This window comes from Mycobacterium sp. PO1 (assembly GCF_017312405.1).
Lineage (GTDB): Bacteria > Actinomycetota > Actinomycetes > Mycobacteriales > Mycobacteriaceae > Mycobacterium.
On the sequence record NZ_BLTG01000005.1, the window covers coordinates 52,525 to 73,091 of the forward strand.

Annotated in this window: 15 protein-coding genes; 13 read left to right on the plus strand and 2 right to left on the minus strand. The window is 68.5% G+C overall.

Features of this window, described 5'->3' with window-relative positions; all coding sequences use genetic code 11:
• The 7 genes from recD (at window position 1) to J3476_RS01610 (ending at window position 9,776) form a co-directional block, all read left to right on the plus strand.
• Window positions 1–1,686, plus strand: a complete 1,686-nt coding sequence (gene recD, locus J3476_RS01580; RefSeq protein ID WP_207064924.1) for an exodeoxyribonuclease V subunit alpha — start codon at window positions 1–3, stop codon at window positions 1,684–1,686.
• Window positions 1,687–1,837: 151 nt separating this feature from the next.
• Complete coding sequence (locus J3476_RS01585; protein WP_207064864.1) at window positions 1,838–2,149, plus strand: hypothetical protein; 312 nt, start codon at window positions 1,838–1,840, stop codon at window positions 2,147–2,149.
• A gap of 372 nt (window positions 2,150–2,521) precedes the next feature.
• Window positions 2,522–2,842 (plus strand): hypothetical protein, encoded by a 321-nt coding sequence (locus tag J3476_RS01590; RefSeq protein ID WP_207064865.1) that lies wholly within the window; start codon window positions 2,522–2,524, stop codon window positions 2,840–2,842.
• A gap of 269 nt (window positions 2,843–3,111) precedes the next feature.
• Window positions 3,112–5,505 carry a lysylphosphatidylglycerol synthase transmembrane domain-containing protein gene (locus J3476_RS01595; protein WP_207064866.1) on the plus strand — a complete coding sequence of 798 codons (2,394 nt, stop codon included), beginning with the start codon at window positions 3,112–3,114 and terminating at the stop codon, window positions 5,503–5,505.
• Window positions 5,506–5,786: 281 nt separating this feature from the next.
• Entirely contained in the window at window positions 5,787–6,062 is a 276-nt protein-coding gene (locus J3476_RS01600) for an ethanolamine utilization protein (RefSeq protein WP_286182509.1), read from the plus strand.
• A 16-nt stretch (window positions 6,063–6,078) separates the two neighbouring features.
• Window positions 6,079–8,397 (plus strand): DUF1989 domain-containing protein, encoded by a 2,319-nt coding sequence (locus J3476_RS01605; protein WP_207064867.1) that lies wholly within the window; start codon window positions 6,079–6,081, stop codon window positions 8,395–8,397.
• 32 nt (window positions 8,398–8,429) lie between these two features.
• Window positions 8,430–9,776 carry an NAD(P)-binding domain-containing protein gene (locus tag J3476_RS01610; RefSeq protein WP_207064868.1) on the plus strand — a complete coding sequence of 449 codons (1,347 nt, stop codon included), beginning with the start codon at window positions 8,430–8,432 and terminating at the stop codon, window positions 9,774–9,776.
• Here the strand turns inward: J3476_RS01610 and J3476_RS01615 are convergent.
• Entirely contained in the window at window positions 9,773–9,994 is a 222-nt protein-coding gene (locus tag J3476_RS01615; protein WP_207064869.1) for a hypothetical protein, read from the minus strand. The genes J3476_RS01610 and J3476_RS01615 overlap by 4 nt on opposite strands.
• 161 nt (window positions 9,995–10,155) lie before the next feature.
• On the opposite strand from J3476_RS01615, the gene J3476_RS01620 reads away from it, so the two are divergent.
• The 5 genes from J3476_RS01620 (at window position 10,156) to J3476_RS01640 (ending at window position 15,923) form a co-directional block, all read left to right on the plus strand.
• The gene (locus J3476_RS01620; RefSeq protein ID WP_207064870.1) at window positions 10,156–10,905 is read left to right on the plus strand and encodes a M15 family metallopeptidase; all 750 of its coding nucleotides are present in this window, start codon (window positions 10,156–10,158) and stop codon (window positions 10,903–10,905) included.
• A gap of 89 nt (window positions 10,906–10,994) precedes the next feature.
• Window positions 10,995–13,286 carry an MMPL family transporter gene (locus J3476_RS01625; protein ID WP_207064925.1) on the plus strand — a complete coding sequence of 764 codons (2,292 nt, stop codon included), beginning with the start codon at window positions 10,995–10,997 and terminating at the stop codon, window positions 13,284–13,286.
• Window positions 13,287–13,306: 20 nt separating this feature from the next.
• Window positions 13,307–14,368 (plus strand): type III polyketide synthase, encoded by a 1,062-nt coding sequence (locus J3476_RS01630; RefSeq protein ID WP_286182510.1) that lies wholly within the window; start codon window positions 13,307–13,309, stop codon window positions 14,366–14,368.
• 8 nt (window positions 14,369–14,376) lie between these two features.
• Complete coding sequence (locus tag J3476_RS01635) at window positions 14,377–14,901, plus strand: isoprenylcysteine carboxyl methyltransferase family protein (protein ID WP_207064872.1); 525 nt, start codon at window positions 14,377–14,379, stop codon at window positions 14,899–14,901.
• Window positions 14,898–15,923, plus strand: a complete 1,026-nt coding sequence (locus J3476_RS01640; protein WP_207064873.1) for an NAD(P)/FAD-dependent oxidoreductase — start codon at window positions 14,898–14,900, stop codon at window positions 15,921–15,923. Before J3476_RS01635 ends, J3476_RS01640 begins: the two co-directional genes overlap by 4 nt.
• Here J3476_RS01640 and J3476_RS01645 read toward each other — a convergent pair.
• A complete protein-coding gene (locus J3476_RS01645; RefSeq protein WP_207064874.1) occupies window positions 15,852–17,891 on the minus strand; it encodes a diguanylate cyclase domain-containing protein in 2,040 nt (679 codons plus the stop codon). The genes J3476_RS01640 and J3476_RS01645 overlap by 72 nt on opposite strands.
• A 239-nt stretch (window positions 17,892–18,130) precedes the next feature.
• On the opposite strand from J3476_RS01645, the gene J3476_RS01650 reads away from it, so the two are divergent.
• Window positions 18,131–20,566 carry a glycogen/starch/alpha-glucan phosphorylase gene (locus J3476_RS01650; RefSeq protein ID WP_286182511.1) on the plus strand — a complete coding sequence of 812 codons (2,436 nt, stop codon included), beginning with the start codon at window positions 18,131–18,133 and terminating at the stop codon, window positions 20,564–20,566.
• The last annotated feature ends 1 nt before the right edge of the window (window position 20,567 follow it).

Here is a 20,567-nt window from a genome sequence, read left to right on the forward strand (position 1 = left end):
CTGACGCAGTGGGTCGACGCCGGCACCCTCGATCTCTCGGACACCGTTGTCGCTCAGCGGCTTTGTGAGATGGCCGGCGAATCCGACTCTCGGGTGGGACTCGCGGTGGGCCTGCTGGTCGCCGCATTGCGCAATGGGTCGGTCTGCGTGGACCTGGCGTCGGTGCGCGGCCGGGACGCGGCGGACGTCGCGGTCGACCTCCCCTGGCCGGAGCCGCAGGCATGGCTGGCTGCGGTGCGCGCCAGCCCGCTGGCGGGCAACCCGCCGGTGCTCAGACTTCTCGACGAGCTGCTGTATTTCGACCGGTACTGGCTCGAAGAGCAGCAGGTGTGTAGTGACGTCGCGGCGCGGCTGGCTGCCTACCCGGCACCCGACGCGGCGGCGCCCGACCTGACACGTCTGTTCCCCGAGGGCTACGCCGAGCAGCGGGCGGCCGCGGAGGCCGCTGTGGCGCAACGGCTTACGATCCTGACCGGCGGCCCGGGCACGGGCAAGACGACGACAGTGGCCCGGTTGCTTGCGGCTCTGGCCGAACAGGCAGACTTCACCGGCGGCACCGGGCTGCGGATGGCACTGGCCGCGCCGACGGGTAAGGCCGCTGCCCGACTGCAGGAGGCGGTCGCCCTGGAGGTCGCGCGGCTGTCTCCGGTCGACCAGCGCCGGCTGGCGGGTGTGCGCTCGACGACGCTGCACCGGTTGTTGGGCAGCAGGCCCGACACCTCGTCACGGTTCCGGCACCACCGCCACAATCGGCTGCCGTATGACGTCGTGGTGATCGACGAAACCTCGATGGTGTCGCTGACGATGATGGCGCGGCTGCTGGAAGCGGTGCGGCCGGATGCGCGGCTGGTGCTCGTCGGTGATCCCGACCAGCTGGCGTCGGTCGATGCCGGCGCGGTGCTCGCGGACCTGGTCGAGGGGCTCGGCGACGTCGGTGTCGTGGAGCTCAAGACGCCCCACCGGTTCGGCCAGTCGATCGGGGCGTTGGCGCACGCGGTGCGCACCGGTGACGACGACGCGGCGATGGACGTGCTCCGCCGCGGGGGCGACGCCATCGGCTGGGTGGACACGACCGACGCGGTCGACGCTCTGCGCGACTCGCTGCTCGAGCGGGCCGTCCGTATGCGCCGGGCCGCGGTCCTCGGTGACGCGCCGGCGGCGCGGTCGATTCTCGAGGAGCACCGTCTGCTCTGTGCGCATCGGCGCGGACCGTTCGGGGTCGCGGTGTGGAATCGGCGGGTCGAGGGCTGGTTGGCCGAGGACTCCGGCCAGCCGTTGTGGACGCCGTGGTATGCGGGACGGCCGGTGTTGGTCACCGCCAACGACTACGGATTGGGCGTCTACAACGGCGATGCCGGTGTGGTGGTGGCCTCCACCCAGGGATTACGGGCGCACATCGGTTCGGCGGACTTTGCGCCCAGCCGGTTGGGCGAGGTGGAGACGATGTTCGCGATGACGATCCACAAGAGCCAGGGCAGTCAGGCCGATGAGGTGACCGTGCTGCTTCCCCCACCGGAATCCCGTTTGCTGACAAGGGAATTGTTCTACACCGCAGTGACGCGAGCCAAGAAGCGTGTCGTGGTGGTCGGCCCCGAGTCAGCTGTCCGCGCGGCGATCGGCCAACGCGCGATGCGAGCCTCGGGGCTGGCCAAGCGACTGCAGAATCGGCGTCCTACAGATCCGTAGCAGGACAACATCGATACTGCTGACCACGAGGTGCTCCGGTTGCAGACGTTTGACGAGCTGGTGAATTGGCAACCCCGTCAATGACCTTACAGCCTCAACACTTGTTGGCTTGTTCGTGTTTCGTAGAACCGAATCTGCAGGAGAACCAAAGATGAAGAAAGCAAACGTGATTGCCGGTGTCGCAGGCGGGTTGTCTGCCGCTGCGCTCTTGGTGGCGTCCCCCGCCGTGGCCGAACCGGTGGTCGGCGACAACGCCGCTGACGCCGTCGCCGAGTTGAAAGGTGGCGGCAACCGCGTGTATGTCGAGAACCTCAGCGATGCCCCACTCGCCGAGGCGCAAGTGGTGGCCATCACCCCAGGGCCCGACATCCGTGAAAGGATCGGTGTGCAGGATCCGTATGCCAACAACGAGAACCGCCAGGACGTCCCGGTGGGTCAGGTGTACTACCTCACAGTGGAATGACCACACAGGTGTGAGTGACAGGACTGTGCGTCCCCAGGGGCGCACAGTCCTGCTGTGCACGCACGCGTGGCGTGGGAGCCGAGATGGCTTCCACCTCCGAAATCGCCGGCGTGAAGCGCCGAGCTATCAACAACCCGAACTCATTCTGTGGCAGCTCGAAGCAGAGTGCGGTATCTCGCTGATGCGCCTTCCCGCCACGGTCCTGGCCAATATGCGAACGACCCCGTCGCAATGAAATTGTCACTTCCCCCGGGTTGTTTCAACAAGAAGATCGGGGAAACCCGGTGTGTACGAGAGCTGATCGGACGATTGTGTCAAGACGTCGCAGATTGCTCCACGGCTCCGATGTGGAAAGAAGGGAGCATCACCCGTATGACGAAGAAGTTCATCACCGCCGGCGCGACTGTGGTTGGCACCGGGCTTTCGGCCCTGGTTCTGGGGCTGGCTGCGCCTGCTGCAGCGTTGCCGAACCCCGGCGACAACGCTGCTGAGGCGATCGCCGAGCTGAAGTCCGGCGGCGACCGCGTGATCGTGGAGAACCGTTCCGGCGCGCCGCTGTCCGAGGCGGACATCGTGTCGGTGATTCCGGGACCCACCATCAACGACACGGTTTACGAGAACGACCAGTACGTCATCAACGAGACGCGGCAGGATGTGCCCGTCGGCATGGTGTATTACGTCACCGTCGAGTGACCGTTCCCGGAATCGGGGCGCCCCTTTTCAGGGGCGCCCTTTTTCTTTTGGTGTACGGCTGACAAATAGACACCCATTGAGTGGACGAGAAAAGACACCGTCCGCCGAAAATCTGACGACTTTCTGACCCGGGGGCGGTGTGCGCCCGCGCCCAACCGCACCCCTTTTCGGTCCGCGCCTGTCAACCTCTGCCAACGCCGCACAAACAATCGCTAAGTTGTCGGTGAGCCGAGCACGGCTCCCGGGCCGAGTCGAGAGATCGTTGAGTCATGCGAGTTGACGGACGCGAGATTGCCGTAACAGGCAGCTTGCTTCAGCCGTTGATCCGTCGCACCAACGACATCCTGCGGCTGGCGCTGTCCGGCATCTTCCTGCTCATCGTCGTGACCAGCTCGCTGATCACCCGATACGAGTGGGAGACGCTGGAGCGATCGATCTCCGAGATCATCGGCGTGCTGACCCCGACGCAGTCCAACACCGTCTACCTCATCTACGGCGTAGCGATCTTCGCGTTGCCGTTCGTGATCCTGATCGGCCTGATCGCGTCGCGGCAATGGAAGCTGTTGGGTGCCTACGCCGCGGCCGGGCTCAGCGCACTGCTGCTGTTGTCGATCACCGGAAACGGCATCGCCGCGCCGCGCTGGCACTTCGATCTGTCCGACCGCCTGGACACGGTGTTGTCACAGTTCCTCGACGACCCGCGGTGGATCGCGATGCTGGCAGCGGTGCTGACGGTGTCCGGCCCGTGGCTGCCGGCCCGCTGGCGGCACTGGTGGTGGGCGTTGCTGCTGGCGTTCGTGCCGATCCATCTGGTGGTCAGCGCCGTCGTACCGGCCCGCTCGTTGTTGGGGCTGGCCGTCGGCTGGTTCGTCGGGGCGCTGGTGGTGCTGGTGGTGGGCACGCCGGCCCTGGAGGTGCCGCTGGACGGTGCGGTGCGTGCGATGGCGCGTCGCGGGTTCACGGTGTCGGCGTTGGCGGTGCTGCGCCCGGCCGGCCGTGGCCCCATGCTGTTGTCCGCGCGGCGCGATCGCGGCGACGGCGATGGCGGCGAGGCACGGGCCGCCGTGGTCGAGTTGTACGGTCCTCATCAACGTGGTGGCGGCTTTCTGCGGCAGTTCTGGCGCAAGGTCCGGCTGCGCGACAGCGAGACGGCGCCGATCCAGCCGTCGATGCGCCGGGCGGTGGAGCATCGCGCGCTGATGGCCATCGCCGTCGGTGAGCTTGCGTTGTCGAACTCCACCCCGATCGCGGTGGCGGCGCTCGAGCGCGGCTGGACGCTGTATGCACACCGACCTGCCGAGGGCATCGACCTGCCCCGGTGCATGGACACCACTCCGGTCGCGCGGGTGTGGGACTCGCTGGCCATGCTGCACAGCCAGCAGATCTCGCACGGCGACCTGCGCGCCAAGGAGATCACCGTCGTCGACGGCACCCCGATGTTCGGCGGGTTCGCCCACGCCGAATACGGGGCCTCCGAGGCGCATCTGCACACCGACATCGCCCAACTGCTGATCACCACCACCGAGTTGTACGGCGCCGAGGACGCGGTGGCCGCCGCGATCACGGTGTTCGGCAACGAGGCGGTGCTCGCCGCGTCGCGGCGGCTGACCAAGGTGGCGATGCCCAAGCGGGTCCGCGACGCGGTGAGCGATGCCGGGTCCGTCATGGCGGCGGCGCGAGACGAGGTCAAACGCCAGACCGGCGCCGACCAGATCACCACCGCGACCATCACGCGGTTCACCCGCAACCAGATCATCCAGATGGTGCTGCTGGTGGCGCTCGTCTACGTCGCCTACCCGTTCATCAGCTCGGTGCCGGTGTTCTTCTCTGAATTGCGCAACGCGAACTGGTGGTGGGCGCTGGTTGGGTTGGCGGTCTCGGCGCTGAAGTACGTCGGCGCCGCTGCGGCGCTGTGGGCGTGCGCCGACGGGCTGGTCAAGTTCCGCACGCTGACGATCATGCAGGTCGCCAACACGTTCGCGGCGACGACGACCCCGGCCGGGGTGGGTGGACTGGCGTTGAGCACCCGCTTCCTGCAGAAGGCTGGGCTCGGCGCGTTGCGGGCGACCACCGCGGTGGCGCTGCAGCAGTCGGTGCAGGTGCTCACCCACATCACGTTGCTGGTGTTCTTCAGTGCCGCGGCGGGCGCGTCGGCGGACCTGTCGCAGTTCGTGCCGAGCACGACGGTGATCTACCTGATCGCCGGCGCCGCGTTGGGCGCGGTGGGGGTGTTCCTGATCGTGCCCAAGCTGCGGCGCTGGCTGGGCAGTTCGCTGCGGCCGCGGCTGAAAGAGGTCATCGACGATCTCGTGGTGCTCGCCCGGGAGCCCAAGCGGCTTGCGGTGATCATTCTGGGTTGCGCCACAACGACACTCGGCTCGGCGCTGGCGCTGTGGGCCAGCATCGAAGCGTTCGGCGGTGACGTGAACTTCGTGACCGTGACGATCGTGACGATGGTCGGCGGAACGCTGGCGTCGGCTGCCCCGACACCGGGTGGGGTGGGGGCCGTCGAAGCGGCGCTCATCGGCGGCCTGGCCGCGTTCGGGGTGTCCGCGGCGGTGGCGGTGCCCGCCGTGCTGCTGTATCGGATCCTGACCTGCTGGCTGCCGGTGTTCCTGGGCTGGCCCATCATGCGATGGCTGACCCGCAAGCAGATGATCTAGCACCACCCGCGAACGTGCGTTCCCTGTCGTTGTCGTGCGCGCGGCGCTACCGGGAATGCACGTTCGCGACCGGGTCGCCGGAGGTGATACCTGCGCGCTACCGAGATTAATCTGCCCGAAACGCAGCCGTGGTTTCCTCTCATCAGACGCTGTTTCCTGACAGAGATCATGCTGGAGGCTTGATGACGAGTACCGCCGCGCCGACCTTCCTGGTGACGTCCGGGTTCTGGAAGACCCTGCCCCAGATGCCGCTGGAGCAGTATCCCGGTACCTAGGGCTTCATCGACGACGTCTACGCCAACCCCAACGGGGTGCCGATGTGCTCGGGCTACTTCGAACTGCGCAACACCGACGCGCCGCTGGACTACTACTACGACTACGACGAGATGAAGATCGTCCTGGAGGGCGAATTCCGGCTGGAGAACGTCGACACCGGACAGGTCGAGATCGCCCGCGCCAAGGACGCGATCTTCTTCCCGAAGGGGTCACGAATCCTGTTCTCCACACCCGATCGTGCGCTGGCGTTCTACGTCGGCTACCGCTCCTTCGCCCCCTGACCTCGCCGCAGCAGGAATGCGCGCACCTGCCGGCCTCGACGACCCGGTCGAGCGGTTCCGAGTCCGCCCGGGGGCGGTCACCGCACTGCGGGTCTGCGGCGGCGACCGCCTCGACGTCATCGACCCGCATGGCCGTCAGCCGGCCGAACTGACCGTGTTGTCCGCCGATCCCGCCGCGGTGCCCGGCACGGCACCCGACGCCCCGGCCAGTGTCCTGCGGCGACTGTCCGCCGGGCCCAGCGAGGACGGCTGCGCGGCGGCGCGAATCCTGACGCTCTTGTCCGAGTATCGGATCGACCCGCCGGCCGCGGTGGCGACGCGGCTGTTCGACGGTCGCTCGCCCGCCGGTGCGCGGGCCGGTTTCACCGTCGGCGCCGACGCCGTGGTGCTGGTCGCCGCACCCGGTGCGCCGATGTCGCCGACGGCCGAGGACCCGAACCCGCCGTCGGAGGTCTGGGTGGAGGTGCGCCGCGCCGACCCGCGCCGCCTCGAAGTCGCCGAGCTGCCCGAGCCGCTGGCCGAACCGTTGTACGACATGCGCATCGACGCCATGACCGCCTCGGCCTACGAGGTTCGCGCCGGACAGTTCATCCAGGTCATCGATGTCCAGGGCAGGCAGTGCTCGGATTTCCTGGCCTTCGACGCCCGCGCATTGCACGACGGCACCGAGTACGGCCTCGACGCCACCACCACGCGCACCGTCGGGGGCGGCGCCTACCCGCGACCGGGGTTGGCGGGCAAGTTCTTCGACCCGCGAGCCCGTCCCCTCGTCGAGGTGGTCCGCGACACCGTGGGTCGCCACGATACGTTCGCCCTGGCGTGCACCGCCAAGTACTACGCCGACCTGGGCTACCCGGGCCACGTGAACTGCACCGACAACTTCAACGCCACGCTGTCGCGGTTCGGGGTGACAGCGCGCGCCGGCTGGCCGGCGCTGAACCTGTTCTACAACACCGCCTTCGACGCCGACCAGCAGCTGGTCACCGACGAACCGTGGTCCCGGGCAGGCGATTACGTGCTGTTTCGGGCCTGTACCGATCTGGTGTGCGCCTCGTCGGCCTGCCCGGACGACATCGACCCGTCCAACGGCTGGATGCCGACCGACATCCACGTCCGCGTCTACGACTCCACGAGGAGGTTCTCCGTGGCGCTGGGACATCGGCTCACGCCCGACGCCGACACGGTACTCACCAAGCCGACCGCCTTCGCGGCACGCACCCGTGCCCTGACGCAACAGTTCAGCGAGTACCGCGGCTACTGGCTTCCCACCGCGTACGACAACTTCGGCCCCCAGGACGAGTACTGGGCATGCCGCGAACGGGTCGCGGTGATGGACCTGTCGGCGCTGCGCAAGTTCGAAATCCTCGGCCCCGATGCCGAAGCGTTGTTGCAGGCCACGCTGACCCGCAACATCCGCCGGCTGGCGCGCGGGCAGGTCGTCTACTCCGCGATGTGCACCGAGGCCGGGGGTGTGATCGACGACTGCACCGTGCTGCGGCTGGGCGAGAACACCTTCCGCCTCGTCGGCGGCGACCCCTACGACGGCCAGTGGCTGCGTAGCCAGGCCGACCGGCTGGGTCTTTCTCAGGTGTGGATCAAGGACTCCACCGATCATCTGCACAACCTCGCCGTCCAGGGGCCCCTCAGCCGCGACCTGCTCGCCGAGCTGATCTGGACGCCGCCGACCCAGCCCGCGCTGCCCGAGCTGGGGTGGTTCCGGTTCCTGATCGGCCGGCTCGGCGGGCCTGACGGAGTGCCGCTGGTCATCTCGCGCACCGGGTACACCGGCGAGCTGGGTTACGAACTGTGGATGCACCCCGACACCGCCGAGACGGTGTGGGACGCGGTGTGGGAAGCCGGGCAGCCGTACGGGCTGACCCCCTTGGGTCTCGAGGCGCTGGAGCTGTTGCGGGTGGAGTCGGGACTGGTCGCCGCGGGCCACGAGTTCGACGACCAGACCGACCCGTTCGAGGCCGGCATCGGTTTCACTGTGCCGCTGAGGTCGAAACACGACGACTTCGTGGGACGGGCCGCTCTGCTCGAACGCCAGGCGCACCCGCAGCGGTGCCTGGTCGGGCTGCTGCTGGACGGCAACGAGGTCGCCGGGCACGGCGACTGTGTGCACGTCGGTCGATTCCAGGTCGGGGTGGTGACCAGCGGCGCCCGCTCTCCGGTACTGGGGTCCAGTATTGCGCTGTGCCGCATCGCTGTTCAGCACGCGACGGCCGGCACCCGCGTCGAGGTCGGCAAGCTCGACGGGCACCGCAAGCGGCTCGGCGCCACCGTCACCACGTTGCCGTTCTACGACCCGGACAAGACCCGGCCCCGTTCCTGACACCGCCCACTCGTCGACTACCAGGAGGAACCATGACCCGAACCGCCGTGATCGGCGCAGGCCCGTGCGGTCTCGCCCAACTGCATGCCTTCGAACAGGCCCGCCTGGCGGGTGCCGACATCGGTGACATCGTGTGCTTCGAGAAGCAGAGCGACTGGGGCGGGTTGTGGAACTACACCTGGCGCACCGGACTCGACGAGCGCGGAGATCCCGTGCACGGCAGCATGTACCGCTACCTGTGGTCCAACGGGCCCAAGGAGTGCCTGGAGTTCTCCGACTACACCTTCGACGAACACTTCGGCCGCGCGATACCGTCGTTCCCGCCGCGCGAGGTGCTCTACGACTACATCGTCGGCCGCGCGAAGAAAAGCGATGTGCGCCAGTACATCCAATTCGAGTCCCCGGTGCGCGCCGTGTCGTTCGACGGATCCACCCGGATGTTCGAGGTGACGGTGCAGACGTGGGAACCGTCCGGGGGCAGCGTGCTGCGCACCGAGTCCTTCGACCATGTGATCGTCGCAACCGGACACTTCTCCACCCCGAACGTGCCCGAGTATCCCGGTTTCGACCGATTTCCCGGGCGCATCCTGCACTCCCACGACTTCCGCGACGCCGCCGAGTTCACCGGCAGGGATCTGTTGATACTGGGCAGCAGCTACTCGGCCGAGGACATCGCGCTGCAGGCGCTGAAGTACGGAGCTGCGTCGATCACCGTGGCCTACCGCACCGCCGCCATGTGTTTCGACTGGCCCGACGGCATCACCGAGGTTCCCTCGCTACGCCACCTCGAGGGCCGCACAGCGCATTTCGCCGACGGCACCAGCCGCGATGTCGATGCGGTCATCCTGTGCACCGGTTACCTGCACCATTTCCCGTTCATCGACCCGGACCTGCGACTGAGCACCCCTAACAACCTCTACCCCGACGGCCTGTACAAGGGTGTGGCCTGGGCCGCCAACCCGCGGTTGATGTATCTCGGCATGCAGGACCAGTACTACACGTTCACCATGTTCGACGCTCAGGCGTTCGTCGCCCGCGACCTCGTGCTGGGCCGGTTGCCGTTGCCGTCGCCGCAGGAGATGGCGGCCGACGTGGCTGCGTGGCGGGCCCGGTACGCCCAGGTCGACAGCATCATGGAGCAGATCGACTTCCAGACCGAGTACGTGCGCGACCTGATGACGTTGACCGACTATCCGTCGTTCGATCTCGACCTGGTCAGGCAACACTTCATCGAGTGGGAGCACGACAAGGACGAGAGCATCACCGGCTACCGTGACAAGTCGTTCGCCTCACCGTGCACGGGCAGCGTGGGACCGACACCGAGCACCACCTGGTGGGACGAGCCCGACGACAGCCTTGCGCGGTTTCTGCAGCGTTAGCAGAGCACGCCGGCGAACACGGCCCCGGTGACGAGCGCGACGACGATCGCGACCGTGGGCATACCGCTGGACAGTGCCACGACCACGCCGGCGATCGCGGCGATCAGGATCAGGCTCAGCAGCGTGGCGAGCAGCCAGTTGGCCGAGTGGGAAGCGTGTGTCGGCCGAGGAGTCTCGCTGTGCTGCGGGATCATCGCGCCTTCGCCAATTCCAACCATGGCCGCCCTTTCTGTGACTGCGGACACACTATAACCCGGGCATGGCGCAGATCACACCGATGCGCCCGAGTTTGTGACCTTGGCGACGATTTCGAAAGCCCTACTAACAGAACTGATTAGCGGTGCTAATCGGATCTGGATGCTTCGGTACGTTGGGTCCGATGGTGATCGCGAGGCTGGCCGCGCTGGTGGCCGTGACGGCAGCGCTGGTGCAGTGCGCGCCCGATCGGGGGCACCCGGCCACGCCGTCACCGGCCACGCCATCACCGGCCACCCCGACGGCAGCCGAGCCGGCACCGGAGACGTTCCGCACCGTTCCGCGGCCGCCGCAGACTCCGCCTCCGCCGACTGCCGGCCCGGCCGAGATCAGCTCCGTCACGGCGGCTGACCTCGGCAGCACCTGGAGAGCGGGCTGCCCCCTGCCCCCGGAGCGGTTACGACAGGTCGAACTTGACTACCGGGGTTTCGACGGGCAGACCCACCGCGGCCAGCTGGTGGTCCACGAGGATCTGACCGGCGAGGTCATCGACGTGTTTGCCGAGCTCTACCGCATCGGCTATCCCATCGAGCGGATGCGCACGGTCGAGAACTACCCCGACGCCGACGACGAGCTGTCGATGCGCGACAACAACACCTCGGCGTTCAACTGCCGCGACATTCCCGGAACCGGGCAGTGGTCGTATCACGCCTACGGCCGGGCGATCGACGTCAACCCGCGGCTGAACCCCTTCGTGGATCGCCGCGGCGACTACCAGCCGGCCAACGCCGCTCGGTGGGTCGACCGCACCCGCACCGAACCAGGCATGCTGCACGACGGTGACGCCGCGGTGCTCGCGTTCACCGACCGCGGCTGGACGTGGGGCGGCCATTGGCGCACCCCGCTGGACTACCAGCATTTCGAGCTTCCCTGACCAAATGCTGACAGGGCGCTGATGAGGTGAGCCCCCGCGCGGGCTTGCGGTAGCGTAAATTCGGGCGCCGTCAAGGAGCGGAGGTTGCCCTGCTGCATCGAATGACAGTGCTGGCCTTGGCCGCGCCGCGACGCATCATCGCCGCCGCGGCCGTGCTGACGGTTGCGTTGGCCGTGTTCGGCGTGCCCGTCGCCAATCACCTCTCCCCCAGCGGTTTTCAGGACCCCGGCTCCGAGTCCGCCAGCGCGGCACGGCTACTCACCGAGCGCTTCGGTCGCGGTGACGTCGAGATGGTCATCGTGGTGTCGTCCCCCGACGGGGTCGACAGCCCCGCCGCGCGCACGGCGGCCCAGGACATCGTCACCGCACTCGACGACAATCCGCACGTCGCCGACATCTCCTCGGCCTGGTCCACCCCCGTCACACCGGACCTGATCAGCACCGACCGCACCGCCGGACTGATCGTCGCGGGCATCACCGGCACCGAAGCGCAGCAACAGACCTACGCCAAGGACATCTCCGAGCGGGTCAGCGGCGAGCGCGATGGCGTCTCGGTGCGCACCGGCGGTACCGCGATGGTCAACGTGCAGATCACCGAGCAGTCCCAGCGTGACCTGCTGCTGATGGAGTCGCTCGCCATCCCGCTGAGCTTCCTGGTCCTGGTGTGGGTGTTCGGCGGGCTCCTGGCCGCGGCGTTGCCGGTGGCCATCGGCGCCATGGCGGTGATCGGCGCACTGGCGGTGCTGCGCGTGGTCACATTCGCCACCGACGTCTCGATCTTCGCGCTCAACCTGGCCGCGGCGATGGGCCTGGCGCTGGCCATCGACTACACGCTGCTGATCATCTCCCGCTACCGCGACGAACTGTCCGGCGGCGCCGACCGCGCCACCGCACTCTCGCGGACGATGAACACCGCCGGCCGCACCGTGCTGTTCTCGGCGACGACCGTGGCGCTGTCGATGTCGGTGATGGTGCTGTTCCCGATGCACTTCCTCAAGTCCTTCGCCTACGCCGGGGTCGCCACCGTCGCGTTCGCCGCCGCGGCAGCGGTCGTCATCACCCCCGCCGCCCTCGTGCTGCTCGGCGACCGGATCGACTCGCTGAACGTGGCAAGCCTGGCCCGTCGCCTGCTGCGCCGCCCCGACCCCGATCCGGTGCCGGTGCAGCAGCGGTTCTGGTATCGCTGCGCGCACGGCGTGATGCGCCGGGCGCTGCCACTGGGCCTGGCCGTCGTGGCGCTCCTGCTCGTCCTCGGGGCACCGTTCCTCGGAGTCCGCTGGGGGTTCCCCGACGACCGGGTGCTGCCGCCGTCGGCCTCGGCCCATCAGGTCGGCGATCAGCTGCGCGAGCAGTTCGCCGCCAACTCCGACACCGCCGTGACCGTCGTCGTCCCCGACAACGCCGGTCTGTCCCCCGAGCAGGTGTCCGGCTACGCCGCCGATCTGTCACGGGTTGCCGACGTCGCCGCGGTGTCCGCGCCGACCGGCACCTTCGTCGCGGGCAGCCGCACCGGCCCGCCGACCGCGCCGACCGCCGCACGCGACGGCAGCATGTTCCTGACTGTCACCACCACCGCGCCGTTGTTCTCCGACGCCTCGGAGGCTCAGCTCGACCGCATGCACGACGTCGCCGGGCCCGGTGGGCGCACCGTCGAGTTCACCGGTACCGCACAAACCAACCGCGACAGCGTGAACGCGATCACGTCCACCCTGCCGCTGGTGCTCGGCCTGATCGCCGTCATCATGTTCGGCCTGCTGTTCCTGCTGACCGGCAGCGTCGTGGTGCCGCTGAAAGCCCTGGTGCTGAACATGCTTTCACTGACCGCGGCGTTCGGTGCGCTGGTGTGGATCTTCCAGGACGGCCACCTCGGCGGGCTCGGTACCACCCACACCGGCACCCTGGTGGCCAACATGCCGGTGCTGTTGTTCTGCATCGCGTTCGGCCTCTCGATGGACTACGAGGTGTTCCTGGTCGCGCGCATCCGCGAGTTCTGGCTCAGGCCCGGCATGTCCAATGACGAGGCGGTGGCGCTCGGTATCGCCCATACCGGCCGGGTGATCACCGCGGCCGCGCTGATCATGTCGATCTCGTTCGCAGCGTTGATCGCCGCGAGTACCTCGGTGATGCGGATGTTCGGCCTCGGGCTGACGCTGGCCGTCCTCGCCGACGCCACGCTGGTGCGGATGGTGTTGGTGCCCGCCTTCATGCACGTCATGGGCAGCGCCAACTGGTGGGCGCCGCGCTGGCTCAGACGGGTGCACGACCGCCTGGGGATCGCCGACGAACCCGCAGCGCCCCTCTCCCAGCTCCCCGGCACCACGGAACCCGAAGACCCCCACACCGAGGTCCCCGACGAGAAGTCCGAACGGATCATCACATGAGCCCCACTTCCGGCAACCCGATCAGCGTCATCACCGGTGTCCAGGGAGCACTGCCGAAACACCGCTACCGCCAAGACGAGATCACCGAGGCCTTCCTCGCGGTGCCCGCGTTCGCCGATCTCGGCGACGTGGTGCGCGGCCTGCACGCACACGCGAAGGTGTCCACCCGCAACTTCGTGCTGCCGTTGGAGCGTTACCCGACGCTGACCGATTTCGGTGCGGCCAACGACCTCTACCTCGAGCATGCGGTCGAGCTGGCCTGCGAGGCGCTCTCCGCCGCGCTGGACGAGGCCGGCCTCGGACCCGGTGACCTCGACATGATCATGACCACCACTGTCACCGGCATCGCGGTGCCCTCGCTGGACGCCAGGATCGCCGGCCGGCTGGGTCTTCGCCCGGACGTGCGCCGGGTCCCGTTGTTCGGGTTGGGGTGTGTGGCCGGGGCCGCGGGGGTCGCCCGCATGCACGACTACCTGCGCGGTGCGCCCGATCACGTCGCCGCGCTGGTGTCGGTGGAGCTGTGCTCGCTCACCTACACCGCGGCCGAGCCGACCATGGCCAGCCTGGTCGGCAGTGCGCTGTTCGGGGACGGCGCTGCGGCGGTGATCGCCGCCGGTGAACGCCGCGCCGAAAAAATCGGCGCCGCAGGACCCGACGTGCTCGACTCCCGCAGCCGGATGTATCCGGATTCGCTGGACACGATGGGCTGGAAAGTCGGCCCGGCCGGATTGCAGCTGATCCTGTCCCCGAACCTGCCCGAGCTGATCGACCGGTACCTGGCCGACGACATGAGCGGCTTTCTCACCGACCACGACCTGACCCTCGGCGACATCGCCGCGTGGGTGTCCCACCCCGGCGGCCCCAAGGTGATCGAGGCGATCACCGCCGCGCTCGGTCTCGCCGACGACGCGCTGGAGCTGACATGGCGTTCACTTGCCGAGGTGGGCAACCTGTCCTCGTCGTCGGTACTGCACGTGTTGCGTGACACCCGCGCGAAGAAACCGCCGGCCGGCCGCCCCGGGCTGCTGATGGCGATGGGCCCGGGCTTCTGCTCCGAACTCGTGCTGCTGCGCTGGCGCTGAGGATCCCGATGCTGGCCTACACCCTGCTGATCGCCCTCATCGCCGTCGAGCGAGTCGCTGAACTCGTTGTCTCGCAACGCAACCTGGCGTGGAGCAGACAACACGGCGGCGTCGAGTTCGGCGCCGGCCACTACCCGGTGATGGTGGTGCTGCACACCGCGCTGCTGGCCGGTTGTCTGCTCGAGGCCGCGCACCGCGAGTTCCTGCCCGCCCTGGGTTGGCCCATGCTGGCGCTCGTGGCGGCCGCTCAGGCGTTGCGCTGGTGGTGCATTCTCACTCTGGGCCGCCAGTGGAACACCCGTGTGGTCGTCGTCCCCGGCGCCGGGCGCATCACCGGCGGGCCCTACCGGTTCCTGTCGCACCCCAACTACGTCGCCGTCATCGTCGAGGGGATCGCGTTGCCGCTGGTGCATACGGCGTGGCTCACCGCGCTGGTGTTCACCGTCCTGAACGCCGCGCTGCTGCGAACCAGGATCTCGGTGGAAAATGATGCGCTGCGGTCACTGGACACCGGTGAGAGGCCGCCGACGTGATCGACCTCGCGGTGGTCGGCGGTGGCCCGGCCGGTCTGGCCACCGCCATCCACGCCGCCCGGGCGGGGTTGCGAACCACCGTCGTCGAAAAGCGTTCCGGCCCAATAGACAAGGCGTGCGGCGAGGGCCTGATGCCGCACGCGACCCGGCAGCTGGAACTGCTCGGCGTGGCCCCGCCGGGCAGGGCGTTTCGCGGGGTGTCCTACCTCGACGCGCGCCACCAGGTCACCGCGCAGTTCGACTCGGGGGCCGGGCTGGGCGTGCGCCGCACCACGCTGCATGCCGCGCTGCTCGACGCAGCGGTCGCCGCCGGGGTCGACATCGTGCAGGACTCGGTGCGCGAGGTGAGCCAGGACCACGACGCGGCGACGGTGCACACCACGCGGGCAGACCTCCGCGCCCGCTACGTCGCTGCCGCCGACGGCCTGCACTCCCCGATCCGCGCGAGCCTGCACCTCGAGCGCCCGGCCGGCCGCGCGCGGCGCTGGGGCCTCAAACGCCATGTCGCGGTGGCACCGTGGAGCGAGTTCGTGGAGGTGTACTGGGCGGCCGACACCGAGGCCTACCTCACGCCGGTCGCCGACGACTGCGTCGGCATCGCGATCCTGACATCCCGGCAGGCACGCTTCGAGCAGCACCTCGCCGCCTTCCCCACGTTGCGCGACCGTCTGGACGGGCACGTGCACGGGCCCGACCGGGCGGCCGGTCCGCTGCGGCAGCGGGTCCACCGCCGCACCGCGGGCCGGGTGCTGCTGGTCGGGGACGCGGCCGGCTACGTCGACGCGCTGACCGGTGAGGGGCTCGGGTTGGCGTTCGCGGCGTCGCGGCTGCTGGTCGACAGCGTGGTGGCCGATCGTCCGCAGGACTACGAACAGCAGTGGCGCCGGGCCACGCGTCGCTACCGGCTGCTCACGGAGGGCATGCTGGCCGTCGGCACGTCGCCGCTGCGCTCAGTCGTCGTGCCCGCCGCCGCCCGCTTCCCGCGCCTCTTCGCCGGCGCGGTGAACCTGCTCGCCGACTAGCGCTTCGTCGCGGGCCAGCGCGATGGCGTTGCGGCCCTGCGACTTCGCCACGTACAGCGCCTGGTCGGCGCGCTCGAGCACCTGGCCCACCGCGGCGTCCGGGTCCACGCCGTGCACGGTGCGGGGGTAGGCGGTCGCGACCCCGATGCTGATCGTCAAGACGCCGCACGGCGAGGCCGGATGGTCGATTCCGAGCGCGCGGATCGCCGCAGCCACCCCCTTGGCGAACGTGTACGGGTCGTCGCAGCCGGCCAGCACGACGGCGAACTCCTCACCGCCGTACCGCGCGGCCACACACGTCTCCGGGGCGGCCAGATTCTGCAGGACGTCGGAGACGTCGCGCAGGCACGCATCACCGGCCTGGTGGCCGAACTCGTCGTTGAACGCCTTGAAGTGGTCGACGTCGACGAACAGTGCTGTCAGGGGTTGGTCGAGTTCGTGGGCGCGCAGCCAGATCTCGCGGGCCCGTTGGGTCAGCCCGCGCCGGTTGGCCAGGCCGGTCAACGCATCGGAGTTGGCCAGGTCGGTCAGCGACTCCTGCATTTCCCGTTCGAGTGTGACGTCGCGCAGGATGGCCGCCGACATCCCGTGCGCCGCGCGCCGGCTGTGCACGACATACCAGCGCCATCCGCCCTCGCGGGAGCGCACGCGAAACGGCAGCGACACCCCTTCGCTCCGGGACGCCATCCGGTTGGTGATCAGGTGCTGGTCCTCGGGATGGACATGCTCGAGCCATTCGGTCCGGCTGATCCGGCCCTGCGGCAGGTCCAGGTGGGTGTGGCCGGTGTAGGCGTGGTGCAGCACGTCGCCGCGGGGGTCGAGCACCAGCACCAGGTCACCGGTCAGATCGGCGACGAGGTCGTAGATCTCGCGGCTGACGTGGTCGAGGGCGGACAGCCGGTTGCGTTCCTCGAGCGCCGCGGCGACGATCACCACCATCGCGTACCCGGCGAGCAGGAACGCCTGGGCGTGGATCATCGCCTGCGTCGCGGTGTCTGCGGTGGCGATGAACGGTCCGCGCCCGGCGAAGGTGGTGCCCAGGATGATGACGGCGCCGACCGCCAACTGCCAGAACGCCGCGGCGATGCCGAACTCGATGAGCATCAGCAGTGCCGGTACGCCGGTGAGGAACATCAGCAGGAAGTTCGACTCGGAGGCCGCCACCGCGCCGAGGCCCAACATCAGCAGCGTGAGCCCGGCGGTGGAGATCAGTTGCCGTCCGGTGTAGCGCCGCCAGTATCGGCGCCAGCGCAGCAGCACCGGGGTCAGGAACGCGATGCCGACGGCTTCGGCGAGGTACCAGATCAGCGCGGTGCGCGCGAGGCTCTGCGGGTCGGGGTTTCCCTGCTGGTGCACCAGCACGCTGGCCGCGCCGATCAGTCCGGCCAGCATCGGGGCCACCAACACGGCGTAGATGACGAAGCGCCGCCAGCTGCGCACTGAATCACTGCGCCCGAACACCCAGTCCCGGTCGGGGTGCAGGACGGTCGCGGCGAACAGCACCGCGCTGACAGTGGACAGGGCGGCGAGCTCCGGGCGCTGGCCGAGCAGCAGCCAGGCCGGCAGGTACTGCGTCACCGCGAATGCCAGCAGATACACCGGCCAGTGCCGGCGACGGGAGGTCAACAGCGCCACCAACTGCGGCGCTGCGGCCAGCCAGACCACGGTGAAGGTGCGCGCGTCGACGCTGGCCAGCCAGCGCACCAGATAGGACGCGGAGGCGACGGCGGCGGTCCAGCCGATGAGCTGCCAGAGAGGGGGAACCAGGTCGGCACCGCGCACGGGTGCGCGCAGACCAGCACCGCGCACGGGTGCGCGCAGACCAGCACCGCGCACGGGTGCGCGCAGACCAGCACCGCGCACGGGTGCGCGCAAACCAGCACCGCGCACGGGTGCGCGCAAACCACCACCGCGCACGCGGGCACGCAGACCGGCCCACCAGCCGTCTGCTTCGGCGCCCGCTGCCATGCGTCTAGTCAACCGCGTCAATATTCGTCTCGGCAATCCCCCGACTGCCCATCCGAGGCTAGCGCGGAGTTCACATTCCCGACTTTGTCGGGAAACACGCGCGCGACACAATGACGCGTCCACGCTCGCAGGCTCGGATACCAGGAGACGCAGTGACCGACGTCGTGACCTCCACGCCGGAAGATTCCACCGACCACAACGGCGCCAACCTCGCCCCCACCGGACAGACCCGTTCCGGCATGACCGCCGACGCGTTGCGCGCCGCGGTGTCCGATCACCTGGTCTATTCGATCGCCCGCCCGCCGGCGGTGCTCACCCCCGAGCACTACTACAAGGCGCTGTCGCTGGCGGTGCGCGACCGCATGCAGAAGCGCTGGATGGCGACCACCCAGGACTGGCTGGACCTGTCGTGCAAGGTCACCTGCTACCTGTCCGCGGAGTTCCTGATGGGCCCGCAGCTGGGCAACAACCTGCTCAATCTGGGCATCGAGGCGCAGGCGCGTCAGGCTCTGGCCGACCTCGGCCAGGACCTCGACGTCATCCTCGACTGTGAAGGCGAGCCGGGCCTGGGCAACGGCGGGCTGGGCCGGCTGGCGGCCTGCTACCTGGACTCGATGGCCACGCTGGAGCGCCCGTCGATCGGCTACGGCATCCGCTACGAGTTCGGCATCTTCAAGCAGGAACTGGCCGACGGCTGGCAGGTCGAGAAGACCGACAATTGGCTGGTGCACGGCAACCCGTGGGAGATCGACAAGCCGGACGCCGCCTACACCGTCAACTGGGGCGGTCACACCGAGACCTACGAGGACGTCACCGGACGGTTCCGGGTGCGCTGGGTTCCGCAGCGGGTCCTCAAGGGCGTCTCCTACGACACCCCGGTCCAGGGTTACGGCGTCAACACCTGCAACACGCTGACGCTGTGGAGCGCGCGGGCGGTCGAGTCGTTCGCACTGGATGCGTTCAACACCGGCGACTTCTACAAGGCCGTCGACGAGGAGGTCGTCTCCGAGACGGTGTCGAAGGTGCTCTACCCCAATGACGAGCCGGAGGCCGGTAAGCGGCTACGGCTGCTGCAGCAGTACTTCTTCGTGACGTGCTCGCTGCAGGACATCCTCAACATCCACCTGCAGCGCGCGCACCTGCCGCTGTCGGCGCTGCCGGACAAGTGGGCCATCCAGCTCAACGACACCCACCCGTCGATCGCAGTCGCGGAGCTGATGCGGTTGCTCATCGACGACTACCAGCTGTCCTGGGATGCGGCCTGGGATCTGACGGTGCGCACGTTCGGCTACACCAATCACACCCTGTTGCCCGAGGCGCTGGAAACGTGGCCGCTGCGCATCTTCGGTGAGGCGCTGCCGCGGCACCTGGAACTGATCTACGAGATCAACGAGCGGTTCCTCGAGCAGGTGCGCGAGCGCTTTCCCGGTGACGAGGAGCGGGTGGGGCGGATGTCGCTGATCGGTGAGGACGACGGCAAGTGCGTCCGGATGGCGCATCTGGCCACGGTGGGCAGTCACACGGTCAACGGGGTCGCGGCGCTGCATTCGGAGCTGCTGAAGGCCAGCGTGCTCAAGGACTTCTACGAGATGTGGCCGGAACGCTTCGGCAACGTCACCAACGGGGTGACGCCGCGACGGTTCCTGGCGCTGGCCAACCCGGGCCTGCGCGAGCTGCTCGACGACACCATCGGGCCCGGCTGGATCACCGATCTGGGCCGGCTGCGCGGCCTGGAGTCGTTCGTCGACGATCCGGCGTTCCGGCAGCGCTGGCGGGATGTCAAGCGCGCCAACAAGTCCCGCCTGGCCGAGTACGTGCACGCGACGACGGGCATCGAGCTGGACCCGACGTGGATGTTCGACGTGCAGGTCAAGCGGATCCACGAATACAAGCGCCAGCACCTGATGGTGCTGCACATCATCGCGCTGTATCACCGCCTGAAGACCAACCCGGGCCTGTCGGTTCCGCCGCGGGTGTTCATCTTCGGCGGCAAGGCCGCGCCGGGATACTTCATGGCCAAACGGATCATCCGGCTGATCACCGCGGTGGGCGCCACCGTCAACAACGACCCGGACGTCAACCGTTGCCTGAAGGTGGTGTTCCTGCCGAACTTCAACGTCAAGAACGCCCACCTGGTCTATCCGGCGGCGAACTTGAGCGAGCAGATCTCCACTGCGGGCAAGGAGGCCTCGGGCACCGGCAACATGAAGTTCATGATCAACGGAGCGCTGACGATCGGCACACTCGACGGCGCGAACGTCGAGATCCGCCAGGAGGCCGGCGCCGAGAACTTCTTTTTGTTCGGCCTGACTGAAGGCCAGGTGGAGAAGGTCAAGTCCGAGGGTTACCGGCCGCTGAGCTACGTGGAGTCCGATCCCGAGTTGGCCGCCGTGCTGGAACTCATCGCACGCGGAGAGTTCACCCACGGCGACACCGAGGTGTTGCGCCCCATCGTCGACAACCTGATCCACCACGACCCGTTCCTGGCGCTGGCCGACTACCGCGCCTATGTCGACTGCCAGGACGAGGTGTCGCGGGCCTGGCTGGATCGGGACACGTGGTCGCGGATGTCGATCCGCAACACCGCGCGCAGCGGCAAGTTCTCCTCCGACCGTGCCATCAAGGAGTACTGCGACGAGATCTGGGGTGTCGGCCCCATGTCGGTCGACCTCTAGC